20 protein-coding genes and 1 pseudogene are annotated in these 25,701 nt (G+C 66.0%); 14 read left to right on the top strand and 7 right to left on the bottom strand.

Translation table 11 applies throughout. The features are described from left to right. Positions 1–110 precede the first annotated feature (110 nt). From ACIQCJ_RS02290 to ACIQCJ_RS02245, 10 genes are all read left to right on the top strand, one after another. Positions 111–1,337 carry a helix-turn-helix domain-containing protein gene (locus ACIQCJ_RS02290; RefSeq protein WP_402710447.1) on the top strand — a complete coding sequence of 409 codons (1,227 nt, stop codon included), beginning with the start codon at positions 111–113 and terminating at the stop codon, positions 1,335–1,337. A gap of 92 nt (positions 1,338–1,429) precedes the next feature. Beyond that, complete coding sequence (locus tag ACIQCJ_RS02285; protein WP_391159228.1) at positions 1,430–1,669, top strand: hypothetical protein; 240 nt, start codon at positions 1,430–1,432, stop codon at positions 1,667–1,669. Positions 1,670–1,830: 161 nt separating this feature from the next. Continuing rightward, complete coding sequence (locus tag ACIQCJ_RS02280; protein WP_402710446.1) at positions 1,831–2,319, top strand: ATP-binding protein; 489 nt, start codon at positions 1,831–1,833, stop codon at positions 2,317–2,319. A gap of 52 nt (positions 2,320–2,371) precedes the next feature. After that, entirely contained in the window at positions 2,372–2,767 is a 396-nt protein-coding gene (locus ACIQCJ_RS02275; RefSeq protein ID WP_402710445.1) for a hypothetical protein, read from the top strand. Next, complete coding sequence (locus ACIQCJ_RS02270) at positions 2,764–3,342, top strand: DUF6907 domain-containing protein (protein ID WP_402710444.1); 579 nt, start codon at positions 2,764–2,766, stop codon at positions 3,340–3,342. The genes ACIQCJ_RS02275 and ACIQCJ_RS02270 overlap by 4 nt, the downstream gene beginning before the upstream one ends. 40 nt (positions 3,343–3,382) lie before the next feature. Continuing rightward, positions 3,383–4,615, top strand: coding sequence for a methyltransferase, FxLD system (gene fxlM / locus ACIQCJ_RS02265; protein ID WP_402710443.1), 1,233 nt, complete (start codon positions 3,383–3,385; stop codon positions 4,613–4,615). A 54-nt stretch (positions 4,616–4,669) separates the two neighbouring features. After that, positions 4,670–4,861 (top strand): FxLD family lanthipeptide, encoded by a 192-nt coding sequence (locus tag ACIQCJ_RS02260; protein WP_402710442.1) that lies wholly within the window; start codon positions 4,670–4,672, stop codon positions 4,859–4,861. A 92-nt stretch (positions 4,862–4,953) separates the two neighbouring features. Continuing rightward, on the top strand, positions 4,954–7,992 hold the full coding sequence (locus ACIQCJ_RS02255) for a lantibiotic dehydratase (protein ID WP_402710441.1): 3,039 nt from the start codon (positions 4,954–4,956) through the stop codon (positions 7,990–7,992). Next, positions 7,989–9,221 (top strand): lanthionine synthetase C family protein, encoded by a 1,233-nt coding sequence (locus ACIQCJ_RS02250; RefSeq protein WP_402710440.1) that lies wholly within the window; start codon positions 7,989–7,991, stop codon positions 9,219–9,221. The genes ACIQCJ_RS02255 and ACIQCJ_RS02250 overlap by 4 nt, the downstream gene beginning before the upstream one ends. Then, positions 9,203–10,156 carry a thiopeptide-type bacteriocin biosynthesis protein gene (locus ACIQCJ_RS02245; protein ID WP_402710439.1) on the top strand — a complete coding sequence of 318 codons (954 nt, stop codon included), beginning with the start codon at positions 9,203–9,205 and terminating at the stop codon, positions 10,154–10,156. Before ACIQCJ_RS02250 ends, ACIQCJ_RS02245 begins: the two co-directional genes overlap by 19 nt. 268 nt (positions 10,157–10,424) lie before the next feature. On the opposite strand, the gene ACIQCJ_RS02240 is transcribed toward ACIQCJ_RS02245, so the two are convergent. The 3 genes from ACIQCJ_RS02240 to ACIQCJ_RS02230 form a co-directional block, all read right to left on the bottom strand. After that, positions 10,425–11,864 carry a hypothetical protein gene (locus ACIQCJ_RS02240; protein WP_402710438.1) on the bottom strand — a complete coding sequence of 480 codons (1,440 nt, stop codon included), beginning with the start codon at positions 11,862–11,864 and terminating at the stop codon, positions 10,425–10,427. A 1-nt stretch (position 11,865) separates the two neighbouring features. Then, on the bottom strand, positions 11,866–14,130 hold the full coding sequence (locus ACIQCJ_RS02235; protein WP_402710437.1) for an ATP-binding protein: 2,265 nt from the start codon (positions 14,128–14,130) through the stop codon (positions 11,866–11,868). A gap of 118 nt (positions 14,131–14,248) precedes the next feature. After that, positions 14,249–15,274, bottom strand: a complete 1,026-nt coding sequence (locus ACIQCJ_RS02230; RefSeq protein WP_402710436.1) for a DNA adenine methylase — start codon at positions 15,272–15,274, stop codon at positions 14,249–14,251. 374 nt (positions 15,275–15,648) lie between these two features. Here ACIQCJ_RS02230 and ACIQCJ_RS02225 point away from each other — a divergent pair. After that, positions 15,649–16,178: pseudogene (locus tag ACIQCJ_RS02225) on the top strand (hypothetical protein). A 289-nt stretch (positions 16,179–16,467) separates the two neighbouring features. On the opposite strand, the gene ACIQCJ_RS02220 reads toward ACIQCJ_RS02225, so the two are convergent. Continuing rightward, complete coding sequence (locus ACIQCJ_RS02220) at positions 16,468–17,310, bottom strand: hypothetical protein (RefSeq protein WP_402710435.1); 843 nt, start codon at positions 17,308–17,310, stop codon at positions 16,468–16,470. A 1,592-nt stretch (positions 17,311–18,902) separates the two neighbouring features. Between ACIQCJ_RS02220 and ACIQCJ_RS02215 the strand changes: the two genes are divergently transcribed. After that, the gene (locus tag ACIQCJ_RS02215; RefSeq protein WP_366414672.1) at positions 18,903–19,913 is read left to right on the top strand and encodes a hypothetical protein; all 1,011 of its coding nucleotides are present in this window, start codon (positions 18,903–18,905) and stop codon (positions 19,911–19,913) included. Between the two features lie 978 nt (positions 19,914–20,891). On the opposite strand, the gene ACIQCJ_RS02210 is transcribed toward ACIQCJ_RS02215, so the two are convergent. Beyond that, the gene (locus ACIQCJ_RS02210; RefSeq protein ID WP_402710434.1) at positions 20,892–21,110 is read right to left on the bottom strand and encodes a dTMP kinase; all 219 of its coding nucleotides are present in this window, start codon (positions 21,108–21,110) and stop codon (positions 20,892–20,894) included. Beyond that, positions 21,107–21,994, bottom strand: coding sequence for a hypothetical protein (locus ACIQCJ_RS02205; RefSeq protein ID WP_402710433.1), 888 nt, complete (start codon positions 21,992–21,994; stop codon positions 21,107–21,109). The genes ACIQCJ_RS02210 and ACIQCJ_RS02205 overlap by 4 nt, the downstream gene beginning before the upstream one ends. 361 nt (positions 21,995–22,355) lie before the next feature. Here ACIQCJ_RS02205 and ACIQCJ_RS02200 point away from each other — a divergent pair, with 361 nt between their 5' ends. Then, positions 22,356–22,781, top strand: coding sequence for a hypothetical protein (locus ACIQCJ_RS02200; RefSeq protein WP_402710432.1), 426 nt, complete (start codon positions 22,356–22,358; stop codon positions 22,779–22,781). A 360-nt stretch (positions 22,782–23,141) separates the two neighbouring features. Beyond that, positions 23,142–24,020: a hypothetical protein gene (locus ACIQCJ_RS02195; RefSeq protein ID WP_402710431.1), complete on the top strand. Its 879-nt coding sequence runs from the start codon at positions 23,142–23,144 to the stop codon at positions 24,018–24,020. 457 nt (positions 24,021–24,477) lie between these two features. On the opposite strand, the gene ACIQCJ_RS02190 is transcribed toward ACIQCJ_RS02195, so the two are convergent. Next, positions 24,478–25,701, bottom strand: coding sequence for a tyrosine-type recombinase/integrase (locus tag ACIQCJ_RS02190; RefSeq protein ID WP_402710430.1), 1,224 nt, complete (start codon positions 25,699–25,701; stop codon positions 24,478–24,480).

Raw genomic sequence — 25,701 nt, 5'->3', positions numbered from 1 at the left:
TTGCACGGATCGTAGCCGTCGGTCGATTGCCCTCGCCCTTCCGGGCCGGAGTCGTACCCTGGCGATGGAGGGCCGTAGCAACTGCCGTACAGGCGAGGGGACGTCAGCTCATGACTGTCGAGCAGGACTTCGGTATCGGTGCTCGTATCCGCTACTACCGCGAACGTCGGGGCCTGTCGCAGAAGGCCATGGCCGAGCTCGTGGGCAAGACGGAGAACTGGGCCTACAAGGTCGAGAAGGGCGTGCTGCCCATCGACCGCCTCTCGGTACTGATCGACCTCGCGCGAGTGCTGTACATCCGTGATCTGACCGACCTGACCGGGGGTGTCCTGACGGGCGCCGTATCGGGGTCGCAGACCGAGCACGAGGGTGTGCCCGCGATCCGCCGTGTGCTGGCATTGCCTTCCTCGCTGCTGCCATCCGGGATCGGCGAGGTGCCTGTGGACGAGTACCGGGCGGCCGTGGATGACGCGTGGCGGGTATACGAGACGCAGACCAAGGACCGCTACGCCGACATCGGCGGTCGGCTGCCGAATCTCCTGCGGCAGGGCTACGCGGCCGTGCGCGACGCCGAAGGCGAGGAGCAGGTGCGGCAGGCGGTGGCGCTGCTGATCTCGGTGTACGGCATGGCCCAGGTCTGGCTGCGGCGCGTCGGAGAGCCGGTGCAGGCCCGTATCGCCGCCGACCGGGGCGTTGCCCTCGCCGACCAGGTCGGGGATCCGGCACTGCTCGCGGCGGCCACGTGGAACCTGGCGTGCGTGCTCACCTCCACCGGCGATGTGGCCGACAGCGTCGCCCTGGCGCGCGAGACCATTGCGAGCTGCCGGCCGGGCGAGGACGCCTCGGCGGAGCACCTGTCCGCGTACGGGGCGCTTCACCTGTCGGCGGCCGTAGCCGCGGTGCGCGACCATCAAGGACCCGTGGCGTGGGACCTGTACCACGGCGCCGAGCGGGCGGCGGCGCGTCTCGGTCAGGACCGCAACGACTGGCACACCAGCTTCGGGCCGACGAACGTGGCCATGCACGCCGTGCACCTGCGGGCTGAGGAAGGCGACACGGTGGAGGCGCTGCGTGTGGCCGACAGCGTGGAGGACAACCCCGAGCTGCCGCTTGAGCGGCGCACCAGGTACTTGATCGAGGTCATGAACTGCAACCGCATCCAGCGTGACGACTTCGCCACCGTCTACATGCTCAAGCGAATCACCAGCCAGTCCCCCGAAGAGGTGGGTTTCTCGCCGCTGGTCCGGGAGGCGGTCGCGGACCTGCTCAAGCGGGAAAAGCCCATGTGGCGGCAGGATTTGAGGTCCGTGGCGCAGCACATCGGCATGACCGCGTAGAGAGTCGCCTGGAGATCGGCACGCTCTGACCCTGTGTCAGCCCTGATTTTTCCTCAGGGTCAGTCAGCGACGACGCTTTTACGGTAAGTGACATGACAGAACGTCACCTGCCGCTGAGTGGGAAGTTACGAGCCTGGCGCGTCGAACGCGCTCCCGGCGCAGCCGAGCTGACTCAGGCCGGACGCGTCGCCATCCCGGTCCTGCTCCGCCGGATCGGCAAGCGTGTCTCCGCCACCGCGACGGTGCTGGTACTCACCGCCGAAGAAGCCGAAGCGCTCTGCGGTGAACTGGTGGCGCTGCTGCACTCCGGCGGCCAGGAGGCTGCGTCATGACCCGGCCACGGCGGACCGCCGCCGACCGCGAACGCCGCCGAACCCTCCACTCGGCCGCCGCTGGCCTGCACCCGGCGGGCACAACCGTCGCCGATGCGTACCCGGATCCCGGCTGTGAAGATGTCGCGTCTCCTCCGCGCCCGGAGAGAGGAGACAACCTCATGACCCGCACACCGCACGCAGCGACGGATGCCACGCCTACAGCGCCCGTTCCGACCCTCGCCGAGCCCGTCTGCGACGAGTTCGCGGTACGTGTCTCCGGTGCCGCCGCCATGGACGGCACCCTTGAGCGGGACGTGGACGGCCGGTGGGTGGGGCGGCTTCGCCATATCAGCGCGGCCAAGGTGCGCCCCTGGGGCCTGAACTCGCTCATGGACGACGTTCAGTTGCTGGTGAGCGAGCTGGTGACCAATGCGCTGCGGTACGGCGAGGACGGCGAGATCGGGTTCCGCCTCGTGATCACCCTCCAGGGGGTGCTGATCGCGGTGAACGACGGGTCCGGCCGCCGCCCGCGGCTGAGTGTCGTTGACGAGGAGAGCGAGACCGGCCGCGGCCTTTTCCTCGTCGCCGCGATAGCCGACGACTGGGGAGTGAGCCCCGACGGCACGACCACGTGGTGCACATTGCGCGCCACGTCGGCCCGCCGGTGACGGCGCGGGTACGTCCACCCTTCTTCCGCATCCACGCAGAAAGCAACGCGCAATGAAGAACGCGAAGATCCTGTTCCCGGTCTGCGGCCGGACCGCCCGGCTCCCGGAACATCTCGTCCAGGAGACGCTGCGCGCGGCGAGGCCGTACGGGGCAGCCGAGGAGGCGGACGTCGAGCGGAACTTATGGTGCCACCTCCAAATCCACGACGACGGGGACCACTTCGCCCTCGTCTTCGATCTGAGGGGCGTGGACACCGGAGCCGTCTGGGCGCGTTGGGCGGACGGCAAGCCGGTCGCGGCGCTGGACGTCCGACCGGACTGCTCGTTCGTCGACCCCGAATCACACGAAGCCTGCTGCGAGTTCGCGTTCCACACAGGCGCCCACACCCATCAGCTCACCGATACGCCCGTGGATTCCTCGACGCCGGCGAAGGAGAGCGTGTCGTGACGGCAACCTCTGTGGCCCAGAGCCCGGCCATCGTCGCACCGCTCATCCAGCAACCCCCCGCAGCGCTCACCCCGCCCGGCCGTACCTGGTCCATCAGCACCACCGGCGGCTTCACGCTCACCGGATATCTGCCGCCGTGGGCCGACGAGGACCCCAGCGACACGGATGTCCCGCTGGAACGACTGTCCGTCACACTGATCGACCTCGCACACCGCCGGCCCTTCGCCGGGCAGAGGATGCGCGTCCACCACCCCGCACGCGCCGGTGACGACGGACAGGCCGACGAGAGCGAAGAGAGTCTCTTCGACGGCCACATCACCTGCTACCCGTACAGCGAGGAGCCCCGGGAGCGAGCCCCGCACGCCAACGTCCGGGTGGTGGAGGACTTCTGGTTGAACAACCTCACCCCCGAAGACCTCACCGACCTCGCCGCCCGACTCCGCGCACAAGCGGACCGCCTTGAGACAGAGCTCGTTCCGGTTCTCGAAGAAGCCCGCAACGACTGGTTCACCGCACACGAGGAGCCCGCCGGCACGGCGATACCGTCCCGACCGATCGGCACGTTCCGTCGCTAGCTGGCAACTCACCGTATTTCCATCGAAGGAGCTTCCTTTCATGACCGGTACGACCGTCGAACCTGACGAGGCCGTCCGCCTACGGAACAGCACCGTGGACACCCTCTGCGCGGAGGGGTGGATCACTTCTCCCGAAGTCGAGGCCGTGATGCGCGCCGTCCCCCGGCACGCATTTGCCCCCGAGGCGAACCTGGAGAAGGCATACGAGCCGTACGCGGCGGTGATCACCAAGACCGACGAGCACGGGGTGCAGCTCAGCTCCGTGTCGGCGCCGCAGATCCAGGCGCTGATGCTGGAGCAGGCTCAAGTCCGTTCAGGGATGCGGGTGTTGGAGATCGGGTCGGGCGGGCTGAACGCGGCCTATCTCGCTGAACTCGTCGGCAGGGACGGTGAGGTCACCACGGTGGACATCGACGCCGTCGTCACCGACCGGGCCAGTCGGCTGCTGGACGAGCACGGCTACAGCCGGGTCACCGTCGTCACGGCCGACGCCGCCCAGCCCATCCCCAACCTGGGGACGGTCGACGTCGTGATGGTGACCGTCGGCGCCTGGGACGTCCCGCCGACGTGGATCGACCAACTCAAGCCCGACGGCCGCCTGGTGGTGCCGCTGCGGATGCGCGGCCTGACCCGTTCCATTGCCTTCACCCGCGTCGGCGACCACCTGGAGAGCGAGTCCGCGAAGATCTGCGGCTTCGTGCCGATGCAGGGCTCCACCGCGCACAACGAGGAGCTACTGCTGGTCAACGGCACCCCCGAGATCGGACTGCGGTTCGACGACGGTCTGCCGTCCGACCCGAGCCTGCTCGACAACGCCGTGACGTTCCCGCGGTTCGAGATGTGGACCGGGGTGACCATCGGTGTGAGCGAACTCCTGGACACCCTCCAGATGCACCTGGCGATCGCCCTTCCCGGCTTCTGCGTCATGGCCGTTGACCCGGATCTCGACTCCGGCATCGTCGCCCCGGCCAACAAGGGCTTCTCCCTCGCCGCCATCGACGACCGGGGCCGTACCTTCGCTTACCTCACTACCCGCCGCACCGAGGACAACAAGCACGTCGAGTTCGGTGTGCACGCCCTCGGCCCCGACGCCGCCGCGTTCGCCGAGGCCGTAGCCGGTCACCTGCACGGCTGGGCCGACGAGCACCGTGGCGGCCCCGGCCCGGTCATCCGGGTCTACCCGGCTGGCACGCCCGGCGACCAGATCTCCGGCGACCGCGTCATCGACAAGGTCCACAGCCGGATCTCACTCTCCTGGCCCGCGCAGCGCTAGTCGCGAGCCAGGGTTCGCGCACCATCCCCAACCAACGCAAGGAAGGGCATCACCATGACCAGCGCCACTCTGGCCCCGGCCCCCACCTCGACAGTCCTGGACGAGGACTTCGCACCGCTCGACGTAAGGGTTGTCGTCGCCGCGCACCCGTTCGGCAAGCTCCAGTGCTCCACCGGTGACGGCTGCGGCAGCACCTGCTCGGGCGGTGCCTCCGCGTGCAGTTCCTTCGTGGAGGACCCGGCCTGATCCCCAGGCACATTCCTCAACCGGTGGGCCGGACCGTGTACGTGTCAGCCCGGCTCACCGGCCGCCCGCGCCCGTACCGGAAGGGAAACGCCATGGCCCGTCAACCGGGCGTCAGTTACCGCTGGCAGGGCCCCGCGATGCTCCGGGCCACCACCAGCCCCGGCCCCGCAGACTTGCCCTTGACGCTCGGCCTGGACGACGTGGCGGCCACCCGCGACTGGCTGCGCCGGGTCTGGCAGCAGCAGGCGTTCCGGGACGCCCTCAACGCGGCAACGCCCGTGCTGTCGGAAGCGGTTGAGGCCGTCGTCGGCGGGCGGGAGACCGGGTCCCGGCAGGTCCGTCGTACGGCACTGTCCACGATCGGCTACCTGCTGCGATGGCAGAACCGCCCCACCCCTCACGGCCTGTTCGCCGGCACCGCCACCGTGTCCGTCGGCGAATCGGCCCACGCCCTGTGGGGAGAGAAGCACAGGGTGCTGTTGCGCGCGGACGCCGAATGGGTCACTGACGTCATCCTGCGCCTCCAGGCCAACCCGGACCTGTTGAAGAGGCTCACGCTCGTCGCCAACAACACCGCCCGCCAGCGCGGCGACCGTCTCGTCGCCGTAGGGCCGCCAGCCGACGCACACGCCCACCTCATGGCCCCGATCGAGATATCCGTACGCCGCACCCGCCCGGTAGCCGCCACGGTCGAGGCCGCGCGGCACCCGATCGCCTACGAAGACCTGCGCGGACACCTGCGCACACTCTTCCCCCAGGCCGACACCGACCAGATCGACCGGCTCCTACGCGACCTGATCGAGCAGCAGCTCCTCCTCACCAACCTGTGGGCGCCGATGACCACCACGGACGCCTTCGGCCACCTGTGCACCGAGTTGGAGCGGGTGTCCGCGGACACCATCCCCGAACTCCACGACCTGGTGACGGCGTTGTACGAGATACGCGACGAGGTCGCCGCTTCGGCGCCGGTCCGCTTCACCCCGAGAATGCGCGCGCTGTCCCAGGCGACCCCGACACCGCTGGTCATCGACACCGCCCTCGACTGCGACGTGCAGATACCCGCCGGGGTCTTGGAAGAGGTGCAGGCCGCCGTCACCGCGCTCTACCGCACGACCTCCCAGCCGTACGGCTACCAGCACTGGCGCGACTACCACCGCCGTTTCCGCGCCCGCTACGGCGTCGGCGCCCTGGTGCCCGTCACGGACCTAGTGTCCGACAGCGGGCTCGGGCTTCCGGCCGGATACCTCGGCTCGGAACGCGGCCGACCGCCCAAGCTCCTCACCGACCGGGACGACGTGCTTCTCGCGCTCCTGCAACCCGTGTTGATGGAGGGCCGCAGCGAACTTGTCCTCACCGACAGGGCAATTGACGCCCTTGCGGACGCCGCTGGCACCGAGCCCCACTTCGTCCCCCGCGTCGAGACCGCCTTCGAGATCCACACGCCCTCCGCCACGGACCTCGCACGCGGCTCCTTCGAGATCGCGCTCACCGCCACCCCACGGCCGGGTAGCAGCATGGCCGGACGGTTCGCCCACCTCATGGACCCCGACGACCAGAGGGCCCTAGCCACCGGCTACTGCACCGACCCCGACGCGCTCACCGCGCAACTCAGCTTCCCGCCCCGCAAACGGCGCAACGAGAACGTGACCCGTACGCCCCGGCTCCTGTCCCACATCATCGCCGTGGGCGAGAACCCGTCCACCGACAGCGAGACGATCGGCCTCGACGACATCGCCGTCACCGCCGACGCCCGCCACTTCCACCTCGTCCAACGCTCCACCGGCCGCCGTCTGGACGTGCGCGTCCTGCACGCACTCGAAGCAGGCACCCAGACCCCGGCGTTGGCCCGGTTCCTCGCCGAAGTCGCCGGTGCTCGATACGCCGCCTACAAGCCGTTCGACTTCGGCGCCGCCGCCCGCCTGCCGTATCTGCCCCGCGTGCGGTACCGCCGTACGATCCTCGTCCCCGCCCGGTGGCTGCTCACGGCCGAAGAACTCCCCGCCCGTACCGCAGAACAGCACGCCTGGGACCGGGCGTTCGACGCATGGCGGGGACGGCTCCACGTCCCGGACGCCGTCAGCATGATCGAGCACGACCAGCGCCTTCCGCTGGACCTGACCCACCCGGTGCACCGCCGCCTGCTGCGATCCCAGCTCGATCAGAACGGGCGGTTGGAGTTGCGCGAGGCGCGCGGAGCAAGCGCGTACGGCTGGATCGGCCGCGCCCACGAGGTCTGGGTCTCCTTCCGGAACACCGAGCCGACTCCGTACGTCGAGGAAGGCGGCTTGTCACCGGCCGTCTTCTCCGGGCCGCCCCGTACGTCCCTTCCCGGTGCGGGCAGCGTGTTGTACGTCCGGTTGCACGCTCATCCCGGCCGCTACGACGAGATCCTGACCGAGCACCTTCCCGCCCTGCTCACTGCGGTCGGCGAGCCGCTGTGGTGGTTCACCCGGCACCGCGAGATGTCCCGCCCGGACGCCGACCAGTACCTCGACGTCGTCCTCCACCTCGCCTCCGGCACCTACGCCACGGCGGCCGAAGCCGTGCACGACTGGGCGGACGCCCTCCAACGAAGCGGCCTCGTCGCCGGTCTCACCCTGGCGGACTACCGGCCGCAGACCGGCCGGTTCGGGCACGGCGACGCGATTGGCGCCGCACACCGCGTGTTCGCCGCAGACTCCGCCGCCGCCCTCGCGCAGATCCACTTCGCCAGCCATACCGACACGGTCACCCCGCAGGCCCTCGCCGCCGCCAGCGCACTCGACCTCGTGCAGCACCTCGCGCTCTCCGAGGCCCAGGGCACGGGCTGGATTGTCGACCGACTACCGCAGGCCACAGGTCGCCTGGACCGTCGCCTGCGCGACCAAGTAGTTGACCTCACCTCGCCAGGCGGCCGGGATGCGCTGGGCATGCTACCCGGAGGCAACGCGGTCACCCGAGCGTGGCAGGCCCGCGCCGTCGCCCTGGACGCGTACCAACTCTGCCTGGCCGACGCCGACCCGCTCCGGGCCGCCCGCTCGCTGCTTCACCAGCACCACGTCCGGGCGCTGGGCGTGGACCCCACGGCCGAAGCCCTCACACTCCGCCTTGCTCGTACCGCCGCCCTGCGCCAGCAGAAGGCAGTCCGATGACGGCGACGACAACTAGCGCCTCCGAGATGGCGCTTCAGGTCGCCCGCGACTTGGCCGAGCCCGCGCCACCGCACCCGGACGAGCCCCGGGCCGTACAGTCCCTCGCCGACGGGGCCGCCGGAACTGCCCTGCTCCACATCGAGATGGCCAGCGGACACGCCCAGCCCTGGTCAGCAGCCCACCGCTGGATCACCGCCGCGGTGTCCGGCCAGGTCAGTGCCGCCGACACCACCGGCCTCTACCTCGGCGCACCGGCCATCGGCTTCCTGCTCAGCACGCCGCCCGCCGAGTACGATCACCTCTACGCCCAAGCCCGGCGCGCCGTGCACCAGCACGTCCTCGCACTCGCCCACCGCCGTACCGACGCCGCCTTCGCCCGTATCCGCCGCGGTGACCTGGCGGCCTTCGCCGAGTACGACACCTTCTACGGCCTGACCGGCATCGGCGCCTACCTGCTGCGCACCAATCCCGAAAGCGGAGCCCTCGAACGCGTCCTGCGCTACCTCGTCGCGCTGACCCGCCCGCTCGCTCCGAGAGATCGCGGCCTGCCCGGCTGGTGGGTCCGCCACGACCCCCACCGCGGCCACTCCCCACGCTTCCCCGGCGGACACGGCAACTTGGGCGCCGCTCACGGCATCACCGGCCCGCTCCTCCTGCTCGCCCAGGCACTACGGCGTGGGGCCGAAGTCCCCGGCCACCGCGACGCCATCCGGACCATCTGCGACCACTTCGACACCTGGCGCCAGGACACCGCCACCGGCCCGTGGTGGCCAGAACACCTCTCCCGCCGCAACCTCGAACGCCGCCACCCGCACCGACCTCGCGACGCCCGACCGAGCTGGTGCTACGGAACCACCGGCATCGCGCGGGCCGGACAACTCGCCGGAATCGCGCTGCGCGACACCAGCCTCCAGACCTTCTACGAAGACGCCCTCCACCGGGCCCTGAGCGATTCCGCCCAGCTCGCCAACGTCACCGACGCCGGCCTCTGCCACGGCTGGGCCGGCATCTACCAAACCGCCAGCCGCGCCGCCGCCGACGCCCTCGACCCGCGCCTGACCGAGCTGCCCCCCACGCTCGGCCGCGCACTCCTCGACCACACGCGGCTCGGCCCCACAGCGGCACCCGGTCTGCTGAACGGCGCCGCAGGCACAGCGCTTGCACTTTCCACCCTCGCCACCCAGGAACCCCCGAGCACCGGATGGGACGCATGCCTCCTGATCAACTGACCCAGCCCGGCCCCGCTGAACGCGCCGTGTTGGCCGTGCTCGCCGGGCGTCCGCTCACCGAAGCCGCCGCCGAGGCCCGCATGGACCCGGCGAACCTCTCCGACGCCCTCCAGGTCTTCCAACAAGCGGGCCGCGAAGCCCTCGCCCAGTACGCCGTACAACGCGAGTGGTGGCACGTCTACCTCCACTTCGCCGACTGGCAGAACGCCGACCGCACCTTCACCACCCACGTCCTCCCGCTGCTGCACGCCGCGGAGACCAACGGCACGCTCGACGGCTGGTGGTACACCCGCAAACACCCTTGCTGGCGCCTACGCCTCAAGACCACGACCCCCATAGACGACGGCCTCAACCGCCTCGTCGCCGAAGGCCACCTCCACCGCTGGTGGCCGGGCATCTACGAACCCGAAACAGCCGCCTTCGGCGGTCCTGCCAGCATGACCGCCGCACACACCCTCTTCATCGCCGACAGCCGCGAAATCCAGCAACTGCCCTTCCGCCAGGGCCTGCCTCTCGGCCCCCGCGAGCTATCCATCCTCCTGTGCACAACCCTCATGCGCGCCGCCGGCCTCGAATGGTACGAACAGGGCGACGTCTGGCACCACGTCATCACCACCGACCACCGCTCCAACATCACGGACATCCCCCGCGAAACCCTGAACGCGCGAGCAACCGAGATCCGATCCCTACTCCTAGCCGACACCAACTCCCTACTGAACCCGAGCGCCCCCTTGGCGCCCATCACCGAGTGGGTGGCAGCCTTCCACCAAGCAGGCTGCTCACTTGCAGAAGCAGTGCAACTCGGCACGCTAGACCGCGGATTGCGCCAAGTCCTCAGCTACCACGTGATCTTCCATTGGAACCGTCTCGGCCTCTCCCTAGGGGCGCAGAGCACGCTCGCGTGGGCAGCCCGAGCCGCCATCCTGGCGCGATAAGGCAGAGTGACAAGTTCGGCCAAGCGAGACGCGGAGGGCGACTCAGCCTCGAAACGCGCAACATCCTGGCCCGCCATGTCATCTTCCAGTGGAACCGCATGGGCTTCACCACACGCCAGCAAGCCGTTTGGGCACAATCAGTGCGGGGGGAAATCCTTGAAGACTACCCGTAGTTCGCCAAAACAGACGGTGGGGCGGATTGGCGAACTACCGGTAAGCAGAAATTCTGACGCGTCCCAGAAATTTCAGATCTCATGTCGGCTACGGATCAAGAACCTCGCTTCGTTATTGTTTGTTCCGTGAGGACGCGCAGGACACGGTCGGCATTGGACAGGGGGTATGCGGCCCAGTTGTGCGCCAGAGATACCGGGATAACTGCATCGTCATAGAGGCGACTTCCCATCTGGTCCAACACTTCGAGTGTTCTCTTCAGCGTGGGAAATCGGGCCGGGTCGTCGAATCCGGTGGACTTGTCTGTGGCGTAGGCCAGGCCCGCCGACGGGGGAACTGTGATGACCAGTAATTGACCATCTGCGGCATGGTAAAAGAACTTCCTACCATAGTAGGTCTCTGTGAGGCTCTGAACCCGAAGGACGTCTTCCATGTAACTGTCGTCCAATCGCATGAATGAGCGCGGCGGAACGGGAAGGGGACACTCAGCGACAGCGGAAGCCCGCTGGATTCCTTTGAAATGCTCGACGGGGTATCCGCTCTTGGCGATTCCGAGTACGACAGGGGGCTTTTGACCGCGATCTCGGCACCGTGCCCACAGAGCTTGCCAGCATCCCAGGATGCCGCGGAACATCCGAGCACTGTTACCGAAGACAGCTAGGTCGCCGTCGTACAGGAAGGCTGTCTGAGGCAGCAATTTAGGCCAGAGCTGCTCAAAGCTGAGGGCGACTCCAATCAAGACGAGGTGCTCGATGATGTCGCGTGCTCGGCCCAGGACCTCGCCGTTCGTAGTGTCTGGATGAAACTCCTCGTAGACGCGGAAGGTGTCGGTGGACCACAGGATTTGACTGCAGGAAGGGCATTGCCCCGGAGACTTCAGGGGGACGGCCAGTCCGGCTAGCCGCGCCTCTTTAGGATCATTCAACGAGCACTGGGTGTTGGGACACTTGGGCAGGGTCATCTCCCCCTGCTTTGCCGCTTCTGCATCCCTTGGTAGCCCGAAGCGCTGCACATCTCCCAGAACGTCAAGGAGGCTGCGGTTCTGCACCTGCGTAGTGGAGAACAGGTCGTACAGCTCGGCGCGAAAGGCTTGTGTAGGGTCCTTGAATTCGTCGTGTTCCAGGTAAGACCCCGGAAGGAAACCTGAGACCACCGAAGCCTCCATGGATTCGGCGATACGACTAGGGCTGACGAAAGGCCCTGAGTGCTTCAGCATGTGCTGCAGATCGATGAAGACGCCAGCGATCTGCAGGTACAAGACTCGCGTTGACGGGTACTGGTCGTACGCCTCTGCGTACTCGTGACCTGAGCCGTCGACGGCGACGACGTACCGGATCTCCGGCGCCGCAGGCTGATCGAGTCCTTCGGCGGTGCCCACCAGGTTACTGATGCGGTCGAAGTCGAGGTTGGCGTCCGGCTGACTGTAGTGCGCCAGCCTCTCTTTGATGCGCTCGTTCTCGACGGTGGGACCGTGGCCCATGCTCGACGCAGTCTCATAGCGGATCGCACCGCCTGGCAAACGTGTGCTGTAGGGCATCTCAGTCTCCCATCGGTTCGAAGAGCGAAGTGGCGGAAGACGGTCGCGCCGGAACGGTGCGCCGTGTCGTACGTGCCTGAGACTGGGGAGCAAACACGTCATCTGGATCCGGGCAGTCTTCGTATGTGTCCACCTCGGTTCCGACCTCAGGGGCGAAGTCGCGGCTTGCCTCAGTGTCGGGAAGGCCGCACTCATTACGGACGCCGTTCACCATCGCCAAGTCGAACTTGGTTACCTGAATCGGGAGGGTGTACGGCGACGAGTCGGTGCGCAACCGCACGAAACCCCGATCATCGGCAGTGAGGATTTGGTCCGCGAAGTCGCCGAAGTCGTAATAGTTCGCGAGCTTCTTCATCTCGCTGGCGTTGTTCATATAAGCGCAGACCCAGTTGGCCGTGTTGGAGAGGATCATCTCGTCGACGCTGGAAACCTCCTGCGTTGCGTAGATCATCCCGATCTTGTACTTGGCTGCTTCCTTTGCCAACCGTACGTAGGGATCGTTGTTGCTGGCAGCCTTGTTAAACTTGTCACGGTCGAGCAGACGATGGGCCTCTTCTAGGAAGACCTGCATCGGACGGGGAGGCTGCCCTTCTCGGAACCGGTGAGAGGCGCGCGCGAGCATCTCGTTGATCACGCGCTCTGCACATGTCTGCAGGACCTGCTCGGAGCCGCGGGACAGATCGACGATGACGAGACGTCCGCGAGCGAGGTCTCCGTAGATGGCGTGCGCAAAGTCTGCGCGGGAGTCGGCACCGTGGTAGGGCCGGATGCCTCGGAGCTCCTTGTAACCGTTGGCTCGGCCATTTGTAGCAAGCATGCCTACCATGCCATCGATACTCGGGTCCCCGTGGCCATCGATAGAGCTGTCGGAGACCCACATCTTGACGGGCTCGACTGCGGCCTTGGTGCGCGCTGCGGCAGCCGCCTTGGCGATTGTCAGGCTGGCCCTCTTGAGTTGTGCCGCATTTACTCGTATCACGTCTGAGCCGGTCAGTTCGAGGAGGGTGCGCAACTTCTCATTGGTCGGCAGTTCGCACGTCCAGCCGTTTGGTGCGTCCAGCCCCGCGTGAAGAAGGATGGCATAGTACATGGCCTTCACGGCCCGAAGTCGGTTCTCGTCACCGCGGCTCTCGGCATCGTTCACGGACCGGGTGGGGTCACAAGACAGGAAGTTCTGGATGTACTTCCTGTTATCGCCCTTCAAAAAGGACTCGATCAGGCTCCAGCAGCCGTCGATCTGTCCCTCGTCGAAAAAGTTCAGCGACAGAGGGCGGATGTTGCGGCTCCTGTCACGGTCAGTAGCACCAAGGCGGTAGATGCGGACGTTGTCGCCCAGTTGCGACAGGGCTGTCCCGTCCTGGCGGTTCGCGTAGGCATACTCTCCGGCGGGGTCAAAGATAAGCTGGCCGACGGTGACCCCAGCTTTGTAGGCGTACAGGTGGACGGCCGCGGCCAAGACCTTCATCGTGTTGGATTTACCGGCACGGGTCATCCCGAAGACGGCCGTCTTGTGCGCAACGAAATCCTTGGGGCGGACGCGGACGTTTACCTCGGTCGTCCTTCGTTCTGCCCGCGCGATCCACTCCCGGCGGCGAGCGGACGCGTAGCGCAGTTTCCCGATGACCATCGTGGCGTCGATATCAGGAAGATCAGCGTTCGGGGCGTCGTCCCCCTGTTGCTCGTCCTCCCGTTCTCCCATGGGCAACTCAACGTGATCGACCACCTGCTGCAGGCTGGAGCCGTGGGGCTTTGTGACGACGTAGCCGGCGGATGCGTAGACGGCATCCACATCTTTGCCGAAGACGAGGTCGCCCTTCTCGTCCTCCACGAAAGTCCCCAGGATGCGGCAGCGGAAGGCTGCTTGCTGCATAAGGCTGCGCGTGAGGACGTCGGCAGGGGCGGTTTCTTGACCGTCCCCACGGTAGTGGTTCGTGATTGTCCGGTCGGTGTCCTCTGCCCGCAGACGCGTGAGGTCGGACTGATTCGGCAGGGATGTCTCGCACACGACGCGCAGCAGAATGACCTCCCGGTCTGCTGCTGCGATGCCGGCGGTCTCCTTCGCCGAGTCCAAGCCACGCGGGTAGGCAAGGAGGAGGCAGTGCTGGGGAACACCGTGGGCACCATGAAGCCAGGCGTCGTTGGTTAGGACGCTCGCTTCCTTGTAGCCGAAGTTGAAGATCCCGCCGATCTTGACCGACTCCCGGAGGAGTTCGATGAGCACGGATTCTTCGGCTCCGGCCCCAGCGCCGAGCATGACCGCCGACATGGCTCTCCTTCACAGCACGCGTAGGCATCAACCAGTAGTGGTGGTGCCATCTCTCATCCTGTCAAAGGCCACTGACACATGGGGTGTTGTTTCGGACGAAGGATGCCAGAACGACCACTCAGGTGCCGCTGACGTGCTCCTGAGGGACTTCAGGAAGGTTCGTAATGATCAGTTCAGTGACCCCGCGTCGTTCGTGTCGATTGCAGTACAGTAGGTCGGTCGTGTGGAGGCGGGGCGCTCCTGCCGGCACAAGATCGGTCTGACACTGGTCCCCTGCTTGAGCAGAGGCGCGATACAGATCGACGATCTCTTCGTGGTAGTCATACGACAGGACCCATGGAGTTTGCAGACCCGTGAGCAGGTTGGCCAGCCGTTCGTGCTGGGGGCGCCCAAAGGACTTTCGGTAGAGCCGTCCACCCTTCTCCCAGAACGGCGGGTCGAAGTAATAGAGACGTTCATTTTCAGAGAAGTTCTTTTCGACCCAGCCCACAGTAGTACGTACGTCGGTCTGTCGGACTGCGGCGATGCGTCCCGTAGATGCCAACTCGCCGATTTGCCGAAGCCGGAGAATTATCTCATCCTTCGAAAATCTGCAATCGATCTTGTACTTGCTCTGTTGCTTCTGCCCGCCGATGGGTCCAGCCGTTCCATTCAAGATCCCCGAGTAACTGGTGCGATTTAGGAAGAGACAGGCGTACGCCTTCTCTCGCACCGTCTTTCCTGGATCTGCTCGAAGTCTGTGCCACTCTTCGAGGGTGACGTCGGCAGCGGCGATGTCGTCAACGAGCTTCTCGGTGTTGAAACAGGCTTGATGCCAGAAGGAATAAACGAGTGGATCAAGATCGGCGAGAACTACGCGCTCGACAAGCCCGGACGCAAGAAGGTGCAATGAGACTGCTCCCCCTCCAGCGAAGGGCTCCACAAAAATCCCCAGAGGAGACATGCCGTTCAACTTCAATAGGTCAACGAAAAACGGGACAAGCTGCCTTTTACCGCCGGGGTACCGGAGCGGGCTCAGCAGATCCGGATTCCTGCCTATTTTGCGACGGGGCGCTGCACTAGGTTCGGGCAGGTGTCCTAGGTTCATAGAGAGCTGAACGCCGTCCTCGGGGACCTGGACTCTAGGGTCAGTGGCCAGCGCCACGCGGCCTCCTCTGATCCTGTTGCCAACGCATGTACTGCGGTTACTGTAGTGGTCCAACTCGCCTGGGCTGAACCCAATCCGTGGTTTTTGATCAACGCCTACTGGTGAGGCGACAGGTTCCTCGCACACGCTGGGATGGGATCAGGCGATCCGGCGCTTCTTTCACCAAGTCGCTGCACGCCCCACACGGGGCGGGGATGGAACCGCATCGCCGAGGCCAGACCGTACCTCGCGGGCCTTCTAGATCCAACGCCGTTCCGTTGGTGGCTGTTGTAGCTCCGAACTTGATGGCGGCGTTTTAGCTGGTCAGGCATAGGGTCGGTGATTCGGTGGGAGTAGTGGCGTGTCGGATGTCGCTCGCTGTGGAGGCATGGATGCCGTCAGTTGTCGGACTGCTGGAACAGGACGAGTTGGCTTCTCGCCGTCGCGTGGACGGACTAGGGAGGAGGCCGACGGTATCCAGGCCGAACTGGTCGCGGACGAGGAGGAATGGCAGGAGTGGGCGGTCGCCCGCAGGCGGGTCGATGCGGTCCTGGCTCTCGGACCGGCACTGCTGATACGGAGGCCACCTCGGACCCGTTGGACACGGAAATGCCGTCGCCAGCCGGAATGGGGTCAAGCCGAGGTGGCAGGTGCCGGTGGCGTGAGGGCCTTGCCTGGTCGATGCTGTCGGTGGACTACCAGCCGATCGTGCAGGTGCTCGCGGACCGGTCACGGCTACGCTAAGGGCCTTCCACCTGCCAGGAGATGTCCGCGGCATTCGGGATGGACGTGGCGCCGGCGCGAGTGGAGGGTTTGCGCTCGAAAGCGAAGCGCCTGCTCGCGCGGCGATGGCTGGCCGAGCCCCGGCTCGGGCCGGTTCACGCTCTCCGCGGGTGCGGCCGGCCAAGGCCCCGGGTCATGAGCAGGATCATCGACCAGCAGACCATCGCCTCGGCGCTGGTGGTGCCGCGTTCCTAGTCGCGGGCCACGCGTCGGATACACATCAGCCACGTTCGTGCGCTCCACGATCCACCGCTTGGGCAGCAACACGAACCCACGCCGGTTGTCGCAGCCCTCACGGGTGCGGACCTGAGCGCGGAGCCGGTCGTGGAACTCCTGGACCAGTGCGTCGTCGCACCAACGGCGGAAGAACGCATGACACGTTCCCAGGGCGGGAAATCGGCGGGCATCGCCCGCCGATTGGCCAACGCTCACGTAAGCCACGGTCGCCCTCGTCCGTTTCCGTCGTCGTGTGGCCTCGCGCCTTCCACTGCAGGACGGACAAGGTCATCGACATTGGCGCGAACTTCCGCGACGAGCCTCCCAAGTTCGACCAGGGTGTCCTGGCCCAACAGCGAAGAGTTCGCCTCAAGCACCAACGCGATGCGTTCCCCAATGAGCTGAGGCGTGAGATCACTCGTCGCCCCCAGCTCCACCGGACCGTCCTCTTCCTCATCCACGACCCGGGCGTCGCACACCAGCCGAAGCTGCCCATCGCTGAGGAGCCTCGTGACCACAGCCGCCTTGAACCGCTTCTGCGCCTCCGCGCTGCTCATGGTCCTCCGCTGGTCGTCTGGAACAACGACGGCCTCCTGCAGGCCCCCTTCGACCTCGGGCCGACGGTCACTCTGGCGACCTCGTGTGACGCTGCTCCACTTCGCCTTTACAGACAGGGTCGCCCGGTCGTTCCACTTCATCTTCACTGCCGGGAGCGCGTGTTCAAACCACCACTTCCTCAAATGCGGAGCAGCCTTCTCCGCCAATCTGAGGCTGACCTGGACGAGCACCTCGGCGACGAACTCCGCGTTCTCTCGGCGCTCCTGCGCTCGCACTTCCGACTCGTAGTGGTCAAAGTCGGGCCAATCCTGTGGGTGCGCTGCCACCGGATTCGGCCCGTTCTGCTCCTTCAGGAAAAGCTCGGCGTTGCCCATCTGATCGGTGCCAGGGTCAGTAATGCCGCGGTGAGCGCCTTCGGTCTTCCTCGACCGCGCGAGACGGGCACCCTTCGGAACTCTGACGATAGCCTCGTACTCGTCGTACTCGTTGCTGTCCACGCCCCACCTTCAGTTTGCGGGATGCTCCGCGCCCGTCGCCCGCCCCGGCAGCCACAACCTCGACTCTGTCTGTTCGGCCTCTGGCCGTCCACCGGATCTCCAAATGTGCCTCTGAACCGGAGCCAAGCGGAGCGGGCGCGGCACCGTTGGATCCGCCGCAAGGCCGATGACGAGAGAGGGTGGCCGGGACACGGGAGGGTTGCAGTTCGGGTTGCCTTCGACTCCGTTCGCGGGGGTTCAACCAGGCCGACCGGCCACGCTACGTCGCAGCTCAGGACTCCAGCGAACCTGCCTGAACCGCCGGACGAACAGTTGGAAAGCGTGTTGGGGGCAACCCCTCACGAGTTCGAATCTCGTATCCTCCGCTGCTAGAAGGCCCGAGCCGCTTCGTCGGCTCGGGTCTTCTGCGTCCACAGTCTCAACCAAGCCCGCGGGGCTCTCGGAGGTCGATCCTCCTCCATCCTTGGCCACCTCCCAGATGAGACCACTGACCCGCTCGGCCACGTCGCGGAGGATGCCGGCGGTCACGTGCTGGTAGCGGGCAGCCATGGCGGTGGACGACCAGTCCCATGATCTGCATCACGACCCGCTCAGGGACGCTGAATATGAGTGGCGCCGTGCGGGCCGTGCGCCTGGCGTCATGGAGCCGCGAGGCCCGACCACCGGCAGGCCCATCGCCCGGTGTTCGGACCACTGGCGACAGACCCTGCCCGCGCCAGGGTGCCAACGCCCGGTTGAGGCGAACCCGGTACCCGGTCGACGGCCGGTAGTCCCTATGAACTGCGCGGGTTCTCGGCGAAGGTGTAGCCGTGAGCGGCTGCCAGCCGACTGGAGCTGGAGACATCGAGAAAGTGCAGCAGGCGCATCGCCTGAGCCCTCCTCTCTCTCCACCCGGGCATCGACCCAAGCTGGAAAAGAAGGAAGCCGACGACCAAGACCGTGACAAGATGATGACTTGCGATCACTCACAGTTCATTCATCTAATCCAGCAGCCAGAGCGGGGCTTTGATGGACGAGCGTGACGACAGCCCGACCGTTGATCAGTCCGCCGAGTCGTTCGCAGCGCAGGTCTCCTACTGGCGCGGGATGCACACCTTTCCAAGCGAGGGCTCGTCCGCAAGTTGAGCTTCGACCCATCATCTGTGAGCCATATGGTGTCCGGCCGACACAAGCCAACCGAGGACTTCGGGCGCCGCTCGGAGGTGCCCCTCAAAACGGGCAAGGCCATCTGGATGAACTGGCTGGACCAAGAAGCCGCCACGAGCCGAGCGGCCACAGCTCCGCCAGCCCCGCGCCGCCCCGAAGCTCTGGTCGCTCGCGTTCCCCACCGAGCTCAACCCACCGCACGCGGGGCACCACCCCCGTTCCCGTAGAGCAGTACCGACAGACAGGTCAGACTGGGCCTATGAGCCGTGAGCGCCATGGAGGACCAACCAAGGGCGTTCAGCGCAACGGCTGAAGGAGCCCCGCAACCACAGCATGCTCGTGAAGGGAAGTGCATGAACAGGGAATCGAGAAGCACTGTCCAGAAGGCGCTACAGCCCAGCTCGCCGGTCTCATTCACCCGGGCCAGTCACGAACACATCCAGCCCATGTTCGATGTGACGCAGGTGCTGTGCACAAGCTCAGTAGCTATGGGCTCATGGGACGTGCCCCCCTACGGCTACCTTCGCAACATCATCCTGGACGTGCAGGCGACCAGCGGTACGGGTACCGACGTCACAACTTCCGAGGACTCACCGTGGAATGTCATCTCGGAGATCGCGCTCCTCGATGTCAATGGCACCCCGGTGGTCGGACCTTTGGATGGCTACGACCTCTACCTCATTAACAAGTGGGGTGGGGCAACCGGTGAAAATTCAGACCCGAAGGCGTCACCTATGTATTCGGCGGTGGCATCTGCCAGCGGAAACTTTCGATTCTGTGTGCGCATTCCCGTGGAACTCTCATCCCATGACGCCCTGGGCGCACTACCAAATATGAATTCCGCCTCCCCGTGGAAGCTGCGCATAACCCTGGCTTCCGGCTCAACACTCTACGACACCGCCCCGAGCATCCTCCCGACTGTGCGGATTCGCGCACACGTGGAGGCGTGGGGCCAGCCCCTGCAGACGACTATCGTGCAGAACCCTCCGGCGATCGGCACCACATCGTATTGGTCCAAGAGCATCATCAATCTCGGCAGTGGCGTCAACACCTTACGCCTGCCGCGAATGGGTGCGCTCATTCGTAAGCTGCTGTTCGTATACCGCGACAGTAGTGGCTCCCGAGCCAACGGTGCCGGCCTCTTCCCAGACCCTTGCTCGATCCACCTGGACACGCTTCTACTCAAGACGTACGGCCGTGACGTGTGGCGTCACGAAATGTATCGAAAGACGAACTACTACCAGGCGGCAGAGTGCACGAACGGCCTCGATAACGGGGTTTTCGTAGAGGGCTACGGTTGCGACTTCGACGGCAAGATCGACGCCGAGCCACGGGACCAGTATCTCAGTACCACGCAGTCCACGCGTTACGAACTCTCCGGTTCGTTCACGGGAGCTGGTGTTTTGACCATCCTTACGAACGATGTGACGGTCCCTTCCGAATTTTTCGTGGGCTGATACCAAGGGACAGTTTACGAACCTCGACTCTGCAACGACCGGGGTTCTTATCGCGATCGGCGACTCGGTTATCCGTCAATCTGCTCATGAGCAGGTTCCATGCCGACGGTTGGCCGGCGAGGGCGGCCAAGGGTCCCAACTTCCGCAGCGCGCATCGGCCAGCGCCTCACCGTCTCCGACATTACGACCCGCCGCGCCATCGACGATGCCACCGTCCTGTGCCATTCCATCGTTCAGGCATTCCCCAGTGCCGTTGCCGGCGCCCAGATCCCACTCTGACCAGGGAGCAGTACGCCGTTCGGCAGTTGCAGTTCCAGTTGCGTTCACCCTCGTTCAGCACGGTCCGAGCGTCAGCTGCCGAGCTAATCCGTCGCAGGTCAGAACGCAGACGGACCTACCTGAACCCCCGGACGAACAGTTGGAAAGCGTGTTGGGGGCAACCCCTCACGAGTTCGAATCTCGTATCCTCCGCCAGTGCCTCACCGGGCACGACGTCGATGGCCCCCGCTGCTCGCAGCGGGGGCCATCGACGTGCGTGGTCTCAGTTCTGGTCTCAGTTGGCGTCCCGCACATGCGGCCGTGTGCTCAGTGACGGTCTCCTCCAGAGCGGCGACGACGCTGTTGTCGCGTGTGCTGATCAGCATGAAATCGTCGACGGTCCAATCCGCCTGGGGTCCAGCCGTGCTTGACGTGGGCGTAGAACGTCGCCATGCCTCGATGCGATGCGGCCAGGCACGGTACGGACAGATAGTCGCCGTCGCGATGTACGACTAGATCTACACCCAGCGACCTTGGAACGTGCCAGACGCCCTTAGCTGGGCTAGTGCTTTTGCCGTAGCGAGATCGGTGCCGAGAGCCGGCGCTGCTGCGTGCGGGAGGGCAGTGTTTGGGACCTGCCGACCACCAGGGTCGTGGTCTTGTGGGCTGTACGCAGCGCCACCCGAGCGACCGCACCGGCCCGCAGGAAGCGGGGCGAGGTCACGGGTCGGGGCGGCTATTGGTCAGCAACGCGGTGGCGTAGCTCGTGAACGTGGTGAGGAGGAGAACCGCGCGGTCAGTGCCTCCGGGGAGGAACGGCAGCACGATCAGCGCAGGGATCGAGGCGGTGGCGGCGATGAGAACGACCGGTGTGAGTAGCGCGACAAGCAGGACACGTTGCAGTGCGCCCAGCGGGCGGGTGGGCAGGGGCAGCATCATGTGCCGCTCTTCACGGCTGCCGGCATGGTGGCCTTCGCGCGTCGCGGGCGCATCCCCGCGACGAGACGGTATTGGTAGATCAGTGTCGTGCCGGTGGGCGACAGCGGGGTCTTGCGGTACGTCGCCCGGCGTTCGACGAGGCCGAGGCCGAGCAGTTTCTGCAGCCCCCGCAGATGCGTGTCCGGCGACCAGCCGTACCACTCGGGGGCCTTGTCGGCGGTGAAACTGGACCACTGCTTCTCCCGCGCGACGGTGAGGAACATGGCCAGGCCCGGGACGTCGATCACTTCGTCGTAGCCCTTGGTCCAGAACGCGTTGGGAATGTTGATGAACCGGTCGGCCGCGATCTTGCCGTCGGGGCGGGTGTACTCCAGGCCGGAACCGTCCTCGCGCAGCAGAGCGACGGTGATCATGGTGCTGCCCCGCGTGCGAGTGCACCGGATCAGACCACGGTCCTGCAGGCGCTGGAGTGTCCGCCACGCCGCCGTGCGGGCCGCCTGGTCCGTAGCGGCCACGTTTGTATCGAGCAACCGGGCCCAGACCGCGCTGTCGTGAGTGGTGTCGTAGACGCCGTTCTTCTCGTTCGGCGCGCTGCAGCAGGCGACGACGATCAGGAAGCCGCGCAGCCCGCGCAGGTCGCCCTTGGTGACGAACTCCTTCAGCGGCCCGTGCCGGCTCACGCCGCCCGACGGGGCCTGGACGAAGTCCTTCCGCACGGGCACGTGCTTGCGGACAGCGCGCTCCAGCATCGCCGTCCGGGTCTCCCGGCCGGTGACCTCCGGCGGCTGCTCATCCGCACTCTTCTTCGGTGGCGTTCTCATACCGCCGAACCCTGCCGTATCAACCGGCAGGATCCAAACGATCCAGCTCCGGACTGTGCGCACGCTCCAGCGGGTCCAATGTGAGTGCCATGATGCGAGATCAAGGTGAGAGAACACCTTGTGAGCAATATGAGAGGACACTAGTAGGCGCCGGAACGACTCAGCTTTCCGATCTGCACGGGCCGTCGGCGGTGACGGTACGCCAGGGCGCGCGAGGCCGACCACTTCACCTTCCCGCGGGGCGGGCTCCGAGGCGGCAGGTTAAGGACCGTGATTCACCCACGCACGGTGAGGCCTGAGCGGCCGCACGGGGGTGCACCAGGCCAGCGGGGGCACCTCCGGCAGCAACTGGGTACTGAACTTGATCGGACGATGTCAGGTGATTACCTGACAGGTGAGGGATGCGTCCAGTAAACGTGTGTACGTGAATGACTCCACGCCTGGCAGGCCCACCCCCGAGGACAGTGAGCCCACTTCCTTCGCTGAGAACGCGAGGAACCTGATCAAGAAGCACAGGGGGAAGATCCTCGCCGTAGGTGGCGCCATGGGTAGTGTGGTCCTGGCCGTCGTGGTCGCCGGTCTCGCCGAGGGGCGGGACGCCGAGGAGGCGGGGGATCAGGAGCCGGTATCCGACCCTGAAACCACGGACAAACGTCGATCCACCAGTAGCTATGACGTTGATCCCCACCTGCGGAAGCTCCCCGAGGGTCAGAACGCCAGCGAGGAAAAGAAGACGACGTACAAGGAGGAGACGGGGGATGACCTTCCTCCTGGCCAAACTTGGGTCCATGGGTGGTCTTTCTCGGGCGGCTCCCCGGAGGATGACGACCCCGGCGAAGTGGCGGCCTGAGAACGACGTCACCTTCGCGGAGACTAGGTTCACGGCCTACTCCCGTCGACGGTCTTGGAGTCCTGCCACCGGTGAGAGCGACGTCAGTCACGCTCGATGAACCAGCACCGCACCTTGCGCCGGCAGGAGCCGCAGCAACGCCGCCAATCTCCGGTTCTTCGGCCTGAATCACGGGAACGTCGTGGCAGGGGAGGCCAGTTAGGCGGTGGTGCAGGGAAAGCCCGTCATATGCCACCTCCTGGGACCGGCAGCCTCACTTGAGAATATGACGTGCATCACTCCGGGTAGCCTCTATTCGTTTGAGCCGACAGAACGGATGTTCACACTATTTCGCCTAACCACACGGCTAAGGAGGACACGGTGACTCGGCGAAAGGCCGTCGACCACGACGACCCGGCGACGCCGATCGAGCGACTGGACGTCAAACCGTCTGTACAGCGCAAGCTGTTCATGCTCAGCGGCAACGAGTGTGCCTGGGCGAAGTGTCGGCAAGTGCTGGTCCCCGCCGATGGCGGCTGGTTCGGCGAGATCGCGCACATCCGAGCCGCCGAGGAGGGTGGCCCCCGTGCCGACAAGACCATGACTAATAACGAGCGCCGGGCCTTTGAGAACCTGCTGCTGCTGTGCGCGAAGCACCACCAGCTCATCGACGACACCGAGACCCGTCACCGGTACAGTCGCACTTTCCTCGAAGGGGTTAAGCGGCGTCACGAAAGCCGCTATGAGCGGGCACTGGACGATTTCGGTCGCAATGAGCAGGAGTTTGTCGACCACACCCATGCCAACGTCGTCACGCACTGTTCGACGCTGCTGGGCTTCTATGGCACGGACTTCCTGACCGAGGAAGAGCGTCTCGATGACGTCCCCGCGATCAACAAGATCGCCGACCAGTTGGGCAGGGTGACCCTGGCCGCGCGCCAACTACTGTGCCTGGTAGTGGAGCACGACTCGCAGCTCGGTGTGGCTGAGGCTGCCAATCGCGGCGGTATCAGCAAGCAGAAGGTGCGCGACCTGGTGGACGAGCTGCAACGACTGAGCCTCGCCTACATCAACCCGACCCCAAGGAACGAACTCGACCCCGGAGAGGTGCGCGAGCGGATCATCGCCTACGACAGCGGCCACGACCACCCGGTATTCGATCATGAGTTCTGGCAGGGTCTTTGTACCTACGTCGCCGATCACCCCAGCATTACCTTGGACGACATCATCGTCGGCCTCGATTTCTCTCTCCTGGACTGACACGACGGGCGACGGCATCGAGCCGCAGGAGACGCCAGATGCCGCACGGATGGGGTTTGGTCCAGCGCTGGGCGGTTCGGCACAGGATCGAGGTTCCCGAGCTGAGTGCCTTGCGGCCGCATCGCGGTCGCCATACCCCATCAGAGCGGCTGGGCACGCCGCCTCCGCGCCATGGACTACTACATGCGCCGCGGCGACAGCTGGGATGACAACGCCTCAGCTGGCCTGACCTGCGGACGCCAGAGCCTCCCCCCCGAGTCGGTTGGCAGGCTCTGGCGTCCGCTGGCTGAGCCGCCTTTGTCCCATGCGCTGAACTGCATCTGCTCGTAGCGGGCGTCCGTACACGACGGCCAGGCGTGTAAGGCGCACGATCGAGGGGACGATCCACCAGTGGAAGCCGCAAGCGAGCGGGGCCAGTCCGCAGACCCACAGGAGTCTGGCTAGTCGACGCTGCTTGCTACTGAATGTGGCCTCCGCTTGAGCCCCAGAGCACCCCCTGCATCTTCTGCGCTGTGTCCTGGAGCAGCGGGTCCGTCACGTGCTGGTAGCGCTTGGCCATGGAGGCTGAGGACCAGCCCATGATCGACATGACGATCCGCTCGGGGACGCCAAGGAGCAGGAGGACCGTGGAGGCGGTGTGGCGGGCGTCGTGGAGGCGGGCGTCGCGGACGCCGGCTTCCTGGAGGAGTTCCTTCCAGTGGTGGTAGTCGGTGTTGGGGATGAGCGGCTCGCCGGTCGGTGAGGTGAAGACGTAGCCCTTCTCCGTCCAGAGCTGGCGGGCGGCGGCGCGCTCCCGTGCCTGGACGTCACGGTGTTGGCGGAGGAGCTTGGTCAGCTCGTCGGGGAGGCCGATCGACCGCTTGCCCGCACGGGACTTGGTGTCCTTGGTCTCGCGGCGGATCTGCGTGCGCTGGCGGCAGTATCCGGGCTTCCGGCCGCACTGCCCGCCGCAGCCGTGGGCGTACTTCGGCCGTAGCCGGCCCCTTCGGACGCGGATTACGCCGCCGTCGAGGTCGACGTCCGACCATTGGAGGCCGAGCACCTCGCCCTGGCGGAGGCCGAGGGCCAGGGCGATGACCCATCGGGCGGTGTTCCGCCGATTGCCTGCGGCCAGCAGGATGCGCTGCACCTCCTCGACCGAGTACGGCTCGATCTCCTCCTCTTCGAGGCGCGGCGCCTTGGCGATCTTGGCGACGTTCACCGTCAGGTGCCCTCGGCGGACGGCCTCGCCCAGCGCCACCCGCAGCGTCCGGTGGGCCTGGTGGGCGGTGGCGGGCTTGCTGCCGCCGTCCTGCATCTTCTTGTAGAAGCGCTCCAGGTGCTCCGGTTCCAGCTTGATGAGCCGGTGGGCGCCCAGTCCGGGTATGAGGTGGACGCGTACGGCGACCTCGTAGCCGGCGATGGTGTTCTCGGTGACGCTGATCGGGGCGATGTTCTCGATCCAGTGGGTGAGCCACATCTTGACCGTCCACGCCTGGCCGGGCTTGCGGACGGTGCCGCCGTCGCGCTGCCTCTCCAGTTCACGGACGAGCTTGGTGACCTCCGTGCGGGTCTTGCGGGAGACGTGGCGGCGGTCGGGGGTGCCGTCGTCCTTGATGCCGACGGTCACGCGGCCGTGCCACCGGCCGTCGTTGCCGAGGTAGATGGACGAGGCGCCGTTGGGCTGGCGGGTGTTGGCCAT

It is taken from the genome of Streptomyces sp. NPDC093221 (assembly GCF_044753885.1).
GTDB lineage: Bacteria > Actinomycetota > Actinomycetes > Streptomycetales > Streptomycetaceae > Actinacidiphila.
This window is presented reverse-complemented; position numbering and strand designations above follow the sequence as displayed.